6 protein-coding genes are annotated in these 6,143 nt (G+C 70.4%); 3 read left to right on the top strand and 3 right to left on the bottom strand.

Annotated features, from left to right (window positions below; all coding sequences use genetic code 11):
* The 3 genes from AB0J71_RS08660 to atpE all read left to right on the top strand — a co-directional run.
* The coding region (locus AB0J71_RS08660; RefSeq protein WP_352329944.1) for a cation diffusion facilitator family transporter at positions 1-717 on the top strand (717 nt) is incomplete at its 5' end.
* Between the two features lie 153 nt (positions 718-870).
* The gene (locus AB0J71_RS08655; protein ID WP_364413452.1) at positions 871-2,442 is read left to right on the top strand and encodes a M28 family metallopeptidase; all 1,572 of its coding nucleotides are present in this window, start codon (positions 871-873) and stop codon (positions 2,440-2,442) included.
* Positions 2,443-2,648: 206 nt separating this feature from the next.
* Complete coding sequence (gene atpE, locus AB0J71_RS08650; protein WP_352329951.1) at positions 2,649-2,882, top strand: ATP synthase F0 subunit C; 234 nt, start codon at positions 2,649-2,651, stop codon at positions 2,880-2,882.
* 130 nt (positions 2,883-3,012) lie between these two features.
* Here the strand turns inward: atpE and AB0J71_RS08645 are convergent, their stop codons facing one another.
* The 3 genes from AB0J71_RS08645 to AB0J71_RS08635 form a co-directional block, all read right to left on the bottom strand.
* Positions 3,013-4,797: a DUF4132 domain-containing protein gene (locus AB0J71_RS08645; protein WP_364413450.1), complete on the bottom strand. Its 1,785-nt coding sequence runs from the start codon at positions 4,795-4,797 to the stop codon at positions 3,013-3,015.
* Between the two features lie 85 nt (positions 4,798-4,882).
* Positions 4,883-5,236, bottom strand: a complete 354-nt coding sequence (locus AB0J71_RS08640; RefSeq protein ID WP_352329950.1) for a VOC family protein — start codon at positions 5,234-5,236, stop codon at positions 4,883-4,885.
* Positions 5,237-5,476: 240 nt separating this feature from the next.
* A complete protein-coding gene (locus AB0J71_RS08635) occupies positions 5,477-6,139 on the bottom strand; it encodes a CHAP domain-containing protein (RefSeq protein ID WP_352331352.1) in 663 nt (220 codons plus the stop codon).
* Between the last annotated feature and the right edge of the window lie 4 nt (positions 6,140-6,143).

Here is a 6,143-nt window from a genome sequence, read left to right as displayed (position 1 = left end):
CTGGTCGCCACCAGGATCGCCGCCCGCCCCGACACCACCGGCCGGCGCAGCTACGGCTCCTACCGGGCCGAGGTGTTCGCCTCGCTGCTGGCCGTCGTGCTGATGCTCGGCGTCGCCCTGTACGTCGTGATCGAGGCCGTCGGCCGCATCGGCCGGAACGCCGCGGTCTCCTCCGGCCCGATGCTCGTCGTCGGCGCCATCGGCCTCGTGGTGAACCTCGTGGCCCTGCTCCTGCTGCGCTCCGGCGCGCGCGAGAGCCTCAACGTCAAGGGCGCCTACCTGGAGGTCGTGGCCGACACCGCCGGCTCGGTCGGCGTCATCGTGGCGGGCTGGCTGGTGGCCGCGACCGGGCAGGCGTTCTGGGACACCGTGGTCGCGCTGGCCATCGGGGTGTTCGTCGCCGTCCGCGCCGTGTCGCTGGGGCGGCAGGTCTTCGCCGTCCTGGGGCAGCACGTGCCCGAGGGCATCGACGCCGCCGCCGTGGCGGCCGACCTGGCGGCCATCGACGGCGTGCGCGACGTGCACGACCTGCACCTGTGGACGCTCACCTCCGGCATGAACGTGGCCACCGCGCACCTGGTCACCGCCGAGCCGGGCGACAACCACGCCGTCCTGGACCGGGCCCGCGACGTGCTGCGGGAGCGCCACCACATCGCGCACGCCACGTTGCAGGTGGAGCCGGTCGACCACCAGGGCTGCGACGAACTGGGCTGGTAGCGGACGGCACGCCGCCCCTGCCGTCCCCGGGATGCACTTGTCCAACATTGGACGACTCAAATTCTTCCCACGGGTGGATTTGTCGGCTTATGTATTCCCTTGGGCCGCTGAATCGGGAAAGACACCTGTTTCATCTCAGTTCGAGGAGCTCGTATGCGCATCACCCTGCGCAGAGGCGCCTTCCGCGTCCTTGCGACGGCCGCGGCACTGTCCCTGCCTCTGGCTCTCCTTCCGACCGCGGCACAGGCGGACCCCGCGCCTGCCCCGGCCGAGAAGAAGCTGATCGACTCGGTCACCGCCCCAGCGGTGAAGAAACATCTGCAGGCGTTACAGAACATCGCCGACGCCAACAACGGCAACCGCGCCGCCGGCACCAGCGGCCACCTGGCCTCGCGGGACTACGTCGCCGCCAGGCTCAGGAAGGCCGGTTACAACGTCACCCTCCAGCCGTTCGACATCGCCTACTTCGAGGAGAAGTCCACGGCGCTGATGGAGCGCGTCTCCCCCAGCCCGCGCGTCTTCACCCCGACCCCGCCCGACGGCTCCACCGTCGGCGAGTTCGCCACCATGACCTACTCCGGGTCCGGCGAGGTCACCGCGTCGCTGCAGAACGTGGACCTGGTCCTGCCGCCCGGCCCGACGCCCAGCAGTTCCAACTCCGGATGCGAGGCGGCCGACTTCGCCGGGTTCACGCCGGGCAACATCGCGCTGCTGCAGCGCGGCACCTGCGACTTCGTGGTCAAGGCGAACAACGCCAAGGCCGCCGGCGCCGTCGCGGTGATCGTCTTCAACGAGGGCCAGCCTGGCCGCACCGCGACCCTGCGCGGGAACCTCGGCACGCCCGTCACCATCCCCGTCCTGGGCACCAGTTTCGCCGTCGGCCAGGAACTGGCCACGACCGGCGGCGTGATCCACATCAAGACCGACACCGTCAGCGAGATGCGCACCACCTACAACGTCATCGCCGACTCCAAGTGGGGCGACCCGAACAAGGTGGTCATGTCCGGCGCCCACCTCGACTCCGTCCCGGCCGGGCCCGGCATCAACGACGACGGCTCCGGCACCTCCGCCACGCTCGCCGTCGCCGAGGCCCTGGGCAAGATCCCGACCCGCAACCGGCTGCGCTTCGCCTGGTGGAGCGCCGAGGAGCTGGGCCTGCTCGGCTCGATCCACTACGTGGAGACCCTGCCCGCGGCCGAGCTGTCCAAGATCAAGCTCTTCCTCGACTACGACATGCTCGGCTCCACCAACTACGCCTTCAAGATCTACGACGGCGACGACTCCGACGGCGTCGGCGCCCCGGCGGGCCCGCCCGGCTCCGACGAGATCGAGAAGCTCTACGAGAAGTACTTCGACCTGCTGCACCAGGGGCACAACGGCACCGACTTCGACGGCCGCTCCGACTACGGCCCGTTCATCGAGGCCGGCATCCCCTCCGGCGGCGTGTTCACCGGCGCCGAGGGCATCAAGACGCCCGAGGAGGCCGCGATCTTCGGCGGCACCGCCGGACAGCCCTACGACCCCTGCTACCACCAGGCCTGCGACACCACCGCCAACATCAACGACAAGGCACTCGCGCTGAACACCGGCGCGGTCGCCACGGCGGCCGTCGTCTACGCCTACAGCCGCGACCTGCCCGGCCCCGACACCGCCCGGCCGGCCGCCAAGGCCCGCGCCGCCACGAGCACCGTCAGGGCGACCATCGAAGGCAGGGAGACCCGCTGACCCCGGCCCTTCCGTGCGCCCGCGGCGGGCGCACGGAAGGACCCGCTCACGCGTTCTACATGTAGATCGATTTGTCCAGTACGCCGTTCAACGAGCATTTTGCGGATAAATTAGAGAAACGCCATATTTTCTTTCTCGCGTCCACGGGTTGGAATGCAAGCAGACCAGCGATTCACTGCTTCACCGGACGCCAGAAAGGCGGCGCAATGCACGTACTCGCTCAAGTCTCCGGCAACATCACCGCCATCGGTTACGGTCTGGCCGCGATCGGCCCCGGCGTGGGCGTCGGCATCATCTTCGGCCAGGGCGTGCAGGCCATCGCCCGCCAGCCCGAGGCGTATCCGCTGATCCGCCAGAACATCCTGCTCGGTTTCGTCCTCACCGAGGCCCTTGCCCTGATCGGGCTGGTGGCGCCGTTCATCTTCCAGTTCCTCAAGTAATCGCCGCGTTTCACAAGGCGAATGGCGAATTCGAGCGGAAGATGGGTGGCGATGACCGTTCCGGAGTCACGCCACCCCCACGACCCGCGGCCGTCATCCTGAGCATCGTCGGGTCGGCACCGCAGGACTTCTAGTGCCAATATCCGTCGTAGTAGTCGACCAGATGCTGGGCGTCCTGGCCGGCCGAGGCGGCGGCGACCGTGAGGTCGGCCTCTCGGAGGATCTCCGACCGCACCAGCGGCGGCACCGACGTCGCCGGCACCTCCTGGCCGTTACGGTGGAAGGTCATCGGGTTGGTCGCGCACAGCGCGTCCAGGTCCCAGCCCTCGTCGGACATGCCCTCGACGACGCGCAGCAGCCAGCGGGCCTGCCAGCCCCCAAGGTCGCGCACCACCTCACCCTGCCCCTCGTGACAGTCGTGCTCCCAGTAGCCGATCGACACGCCGGTCCAGCCGTGCCGGATCAGCTCCGTCCGGGCCGGGCCGTAGCGCACGACGTGACCGGCGACGCGGTCCGGCTCCTCCGCGTACACCTCGCGGAGGACCTGTTCGAACGGCTGCGCCGGCCCCCTCTCACGCCACGCGCCCACCTCCTCGGCGCTCGCGTCGGCCGGGTGCCACAAGGCGACAGGGCCCTCGGGGCGTTGCCCGGCCAGTTCCCAGCCGTCGACGGTCCTGACGGGCAGCCCGGAAGGGCCGCCGGGGATCCGCCACACCAGGGCGCGTGCGTAGGGGCCGGTGACGGGGTGGTCGAGGAGGTGCTCGCCGACCTCACGCCAGGTCCATTCGCGCTGGTGGATGAGCGCCTGCTCCAGGCGGTGGCGCGCGACCGTGCGCGCCTGCTCGACCTCTCGGGGCGTGGCGGTGGCGGCGAGCGGCGTGCGGTCGAGGAACTGGTCGCGGGTCATAGCGGCCGCGTCGGCGAGCGCATCGAGCGCGCGCGTCACCTTCTCCTGTACGGACGCCGCCCGCACCTGCGTCTGAACGAGCGCCAGCGGGGTGACGGTCTCGGGTCCGCCCCGGCGGGCCAGCACGCCGACAGCCTCGTTGGCGACGGTCTCGCTGCGGCAGGTGGAGCCGGGGCCGTCATGGCCGGTGCCGCAGGTGACGGCGGCGTCGGCGAGCAGCGACGGGACCCAAGGCTCGTCGATGACCTCGCAGGTCCGGATCAGGCCGCACGCCACCCAGACGGTCCGGCCCTTCAGGAAGCGGTCCTCGCTCCAGCTGATGCCGGCGTGGTGGCAGACGAACGGGCCGCCCCGGTAGGCGGCCAGGCGGGTGATCAGCTCGCGGACCAGGACGACGGCCTCAGGGGTGAGCAGGCCGCCGACGACCGGCAACCAGCCGTCGCCTGGGGCCGGTGTGTCGGCGGTGGCCCAGTGACGCAGCAGCGGCAACATTCCGGCCAGGCGGACGCCGTACTCCTCGGCCAGCATCGTGGCGAAGGGGTCGGCCTCCCCGATCACGTTCCTGACCGCGCCGGCTGAGCCCTCCTCGGTGAGCAGCCTCTCCAGGAGCGGCTGGAGCTCTCCGAGGTCCGTCAGGTGGCCGAACAGGTCGCGGCGCTGTTGCGGATGGAGCAGGTGGGCGGCCGCCAGCGGTATCCGGTAGAGCTCCTCGTGGCGGGTGTGGCCCTGGCGGGCCCAGTAGCCGGCGCGTTCGGCCAGGTTCCAGGCGTCGTCGGGCGTCCAGTCGACGGCGCGCGCGGCCACGGTGCGGACCAGGCGCAGGACGCGCTCGTCGTAGTCGTGGCCGCCGTGCGGGCCGAGCCAGAGCTTGGTGTGGGCGTAGGTGCCGTAGAGGCGCCAGTCGGTGTCGGGACCGGGGTCGAGGCCCTGCTCGGTGAGGGCGTCGAAACGCCGGTAGGCCTCCCTGGTAGCCGGTTCCAGATGATCCCAATTGCCGGCGAACGTCATCCGATGATCGTAGTCGCACGACGTCCGAACGAACATCGTCGTTCTGGACGACTGCCAGCGGGCCGCCCGCAGACCCGGGTGTTGCTCAGTGCTTCCGTTCGCCCAGGACGCAGAACTCGTTGCCCTCCGGGTCGAGGAGGGTCACCCAGTGCTGCTCGTCCTGCACGCTGTCGACGCGCCGGGCGCCGAGGGAGAGCAACCGGGCGACCTCGGCCTCCTGGTCGTCGGGGCGGAAGTCGGGGTGGAGCCGGTTCTTCGACGTCTTGCCCTCGGGGACCGGCACGAAGAGCAGCCCCGGCATCCGGTCCGGCTCAGGCCGGATCTCGATGATCTCCTCGGTCTCGTCGACCACGACCCAGCCGAGAGCCCCGGCCCACCAGCGCCCGAGAGCGACCGGGTCGGCGGAGTCGACGATGATCTGTTCCCATTCCAGTGCCATGAGCTTGAGCATAGACAGGACCGCCGGCCCGGCCTCGTGGCGGCCCGGCCTCCTACCGCCATCCGGCCGCCTCGGCCATGGTCGACGCCGTACTGCGCTGCTTCGGAGCATGAACTGGGCCGGCACGAGCGCGCCGGTCTCACGGCGTTGCTCCGCGAGACGCGAAAGTGGCGCAGGGCCTCGCCCTGCGCCACTTCCGTTGCCCTCACCGTCGCACGGAGAGGAGTCCTCGGCCTGCCGTCAGGCCTTGTACTGCGGGTAGCCGTACCCGACGACCTGGGACTTGGGCCGGATGCGCTGCTCGACCTTGCCGTTGCCGGTGTTGCCCTCGATCGCGGTGATCGTGCCGTCGCCGTTGTCCTGCTTCACCAGGCCCACGTGGTCGATGCTCTCGACGGACTTGTCGTCCCAGGAGTAGAAGACGACGGCGCCCGGCTTGGCCTCGCTCCCCCAGCGCTTGTTGGCCTCGAACCACTTGGCGTAGGTGACGGTGTAGGCGTCCCAGCCGACGGTGGACCGAGCGCCGGCCTTCTCGCCCACCCAGGAGACGAACATCGCGCACCACGGGGCGTTGGCGTAGGACTGCAGGCTGCCGCCGTCGCGGGCCATGGTCTCCTTCGCCCGAGGCGAGGACATGTACCAGCTGTGGAACGGGGTGCCGCCGCCCGCGGCGTTCTCGGTCACTCCGATCTGCGACTCGGCGATCTTCAGCACCGACTGCGCGCTCACCTGCCCGGCGGTCTTCTGCTCGACGCTGTGCGAGGCGACGGTGTCGGAACGCGCGCCGGACGCCTGATCGGCGAAGACCGGGCCTGCGACGAGAGCCGCACCGGCAGCGACGCTCACGCCGAGCACGAGGCGGGCGGCGGGCGTAAGGGCACGGGTGAAGGCGTTGATGGTCATGAAG

Origin of the sequence: Nonomuraea sp. NPDC049637 (assembly GCF_040675235.1) — a bacterium.
Lineage (GTDB): Bacteria > Actinomycetota > Actinomycetes > Streptosporangiales > Streptosporangiaceae > Nonomuraea.
This window is presented reverse-complemented; position numbering and strand designations above follow the sequence as displayed.